Here is a 3,054-nt window from a genome sequence, read left to right as displayed (position 1 = left end):
CAACGAAGGGAACAGCATGTCCAAGGTCCGGGACCGCGTCCCACTCAGCTGCCGCCTGCACCTTCACCACCAGTGGCGACGGTTCGTCACAGAGGACGGCGGCCGCTACAAGGCGTGCGTCAAGTGCGGGAAGGAGCTGCCGCCGTCGAGCTTCGACAAGAACACCCTCGGCGCTTAGAAGCCACGGCTCTATATCAAGCCTGCGGGGACGTACGTATGCAATCAGCGCCTTAAGCGCCTGGGGCACATCACTGACGATCAAGACGCAACATCCAGATTGGCCGCGGACGGCGCGTCTTGATGTCCGGTCGCCGTTCGTCTACTGGGAGAGTCTTCGCCACCAGAGTCGGCAGCAATGTCGTGGACTTGTGTGACGACATCTCCACGTGAACGTCAGGGCAACTTGACGGGCTCAGCCGGGGACTGCGTACGCTGGCACACGCCCACGACGACGGCTTGACGAAGGAGTGTCCATGGACTACGACTGCATCCGGCTCACCCGCGACGCGGACGTCACGACGATCACTATGGATAGTCCGGAGCGCCGCAACGCCCTGTCGCTGTTGCACATGCAGGAGCTGGTCGACGCGTTCGCACGGGTGGGGGCCAGTGATGCCCGAGGGGTCGTTCTGGCGGCCAACGGACCGGTCTTCTGTGCGGGGCACGACTTCGCCGACGTGGCTGGCAGCGACCTGGAGCAGGTGCGGCAGCTGTTGTGGACGTGCACCGAACTGATGACGCTCATGCAGCGCATCCCCCAGCCGGTGGTGGCGCGTGTGCACGGGCTGGCGACGGCCGCTGGGTGCCAGCTCGTCGCCGCGGCGGACCTCGCCGTTGCGGCCGACACGGCCGGCTTTGCCGCGCCCGGCGGCAAGGGAGGCTGGTTCTGCCACACGCCGATGGTGGCGATCGCCCGCACCGTGGGCCGAAAGCGGGCTGTAGAACTGGCTCTGTCCGGTGACGTCATCGACGCGTCGACGGCATACGAGTGGGGTCTGGTCAACCAGGTCGTGCCGGCCGAAGAGCTGGACGGCGCCGTGGCCGCCATGATGTTGCGGGTGACGCGTGGGAGCGCCCAGAGCAAGGGCATCGGCAAGCAGGCGTTGTACGCACAGCTCGATCTGGCCCAGCCCCAGGCATACGCCTATGCGGTCGAGGTGATGGCCGCGACCAGCCAGACACCGGACGCAGCCGAGGGCATCGCGGCCTTCCTCGAGAAGCGGGCCCCCGTCTGGAGCGGCGGCTGAGCGTGGGTGCTCAGCCCTGCACGCGGTTGCTGTGACCGGCCCACTCGGTCTCGCGCAGCTCGACCTTGCGGATCTTGCCAGTCGCGGTCTTGGGCAGCGACTCGACCAGCTCGACCTGGTCGGGCGCCTTGTAGTGGGCGATCTGCGTTCGGACGTGCGCGATGATCTGCTCGGCCGTTGGAGTCGCGCCCTCCCGGGCCACCACGAAGGCCTTCGGTCGCTCGCCCCACTTCGCGTCCGGGACGCCGACCACTGCGACCTCGAGGACACCGGGATAGGAGTCGATGGCCGCCTCGACCTCGATCGTCGAGATATTCTCTCCACCCGAGACAATGATGTCCTTGGCGCGGTCGCGCAGCTCCAGATAGCCGTCGGGGTGCCAGACCCCGAGGTCGCCGGAGTGGAACCAGCCGCCGTTGAAGGCGTCCGCGGTGGCCTCGGGGTCGGCGAAATAGCCCTTCATGACGTTGTTGCCGCGCATGACAACCTCGCCGAGCGTCGTCCCGTCACGGGGGACGTCGCGCATCTGGTCGTCGACCACGCGGACGCCGTCCGTCACGACCATCCCCACGCCTTGCCGGGCGAGAAGCTTGCTGCGCTCGCTGACGTCGAGCTCATCCCAGCCGTCCTGCGGCTCACAGATGGTGTAGGGCCCGTAGGTCTCGGTGAGGCCGTAAACATGCACGACCTTGGCGCCGATCTTCTCCATCGTCGAGATCACCGTCGCGCTGGGGGCAGATCCGGCCGTGGTGACGATGACCTCGCGCTTGAGGGTGTGCACCCGTGGCGAGTTGGCGATGGACACCAGCACGGTCGGGGAGCCGTTCAGGTGCGTGATGCCCTCGTCGTCCAGCAGGTCCCAGATCCGATCGGCGACGACGGCCCGCAGGCAGACGTGAGTGCCGCCGATGGCCGTGACGGCCCAGCCTGTGCACCAGCCGTTGCAGTGGAACATCGGCAGCGTCCACAGGTAACGGGTTCGCGATACATGCCGGGAGTGGATGATCTCGGAGAGGGAGTTCAGGTAGGCCCCGCGGTGGTGGTACATGACGCCCTTCGGGCGGCCCGTCGTGCCCGAGGTGTAGTTGATCGAGATCGTCGAGCGTTCGTCCTCCACTGTCCACGGGAGCGGGTCGTCGCTGCCGCGGGCACACAGCTCGGCGTAGTCGATGCCCGGGACGTCGGGTGACGGCTTCGCACCGCCGGCGGGGTCCGTGACCGTCACGACCTGCCGCAGCTCGGGCAGATCCGCCAGAACCGGCCTGACGGTGGGGTGCAGTGCGGCGTCGACGACCAGCACGCTCGCGCCGGAGTGCTCAAGGATGTACTTGACCTCGGGCGGCGCCAACCGGGTGTTGACCGCCACCAGGACTCCCCCCGCCAGAGGCACGGCGAACTGGGCCACGAGCATCTCGGGGATGTTGGGCAGCAGATACGCCACCCGGTCACCGTTGCCGACGCCACAGGCCCGCAGTGCCTGAGCGACACGCGTCACCTCTTCTGACAGCTGCGCGTACGTCATGCGTCGCTCGCCGTAGACGACAGCTTCCCGATCGGCGAACACCTCTGCGGCGCGGCCGAGGAAGGCCAACGGAGTCAGGGGCGTGGACCACACATCATGGCTCGCTGTCGTCGTGGTCACGAATCCTCCAAGTCAAGGCGCGCGCGGCGCGTGAGTGATGAGAGAGTCTTACCGTATGCGACAGCTGGCGCCAGGGCCGCTCCCGACCAGGTGGTAGCCGCTCGTCCTATGTCCCATGTTGATCGCCGCAGTCCGGGGGTACGCCTTAGGGTGCCGCGGGTCCTG

At 67.3% G+C, this 3,054-nt stretch carries 2 protein-coding genes; one reads left to right on the top strand and one right to left on the bottom strand.

What is annotated here, in order from left to right; all coding sequences use genetic code 11:
• Nucleotides 1-473: 473 nt before the first annotated feature.
• Nucleotides 474-1,247: an enoyl-CoA hydratase-related protein gene (locus tag ACLL9L_RS06805; protein WP_411283887.1), complete on the top strand. Its 774-nt coding sequence runs from the start codon at nt 474-476 to the stop codon at nt 1,245-1,247.
• Nucleotides 1,248-1,257: 10 nt separating this feature from the next.
• Here the strand turns inward: ACLL9L_RS06805 and ACLL9L_RS06800 are convergent, their stop codons facing one another.
• Nucleotides 1,258-2,889: a long-chain-fatty-acid--CoA ligase gene (locus ACLL9L_RS06800; protein WP_411283886.1), complete on the bottom strand. Its 1,632-nt coding sequence runs from the start codon at nt 2,887-2,889 to the stop codon at nt 1,258-1,260.
• Nucleotides 2,890-3,054 lie beyond the last annotated feature (165 nt).

Origin of the sequence: Lapillicoccus sp. (genome assembly GCF_046595215.1) — a bacterium.
GTDB lineage: Bacteria > Actinomycetota > Actinomycetes > Actinomycetales > Dermatophilaceae > Lapillicoccus.
This window is presented reverse-complemented; position numbering and strand designations above follow the sequence as displayed.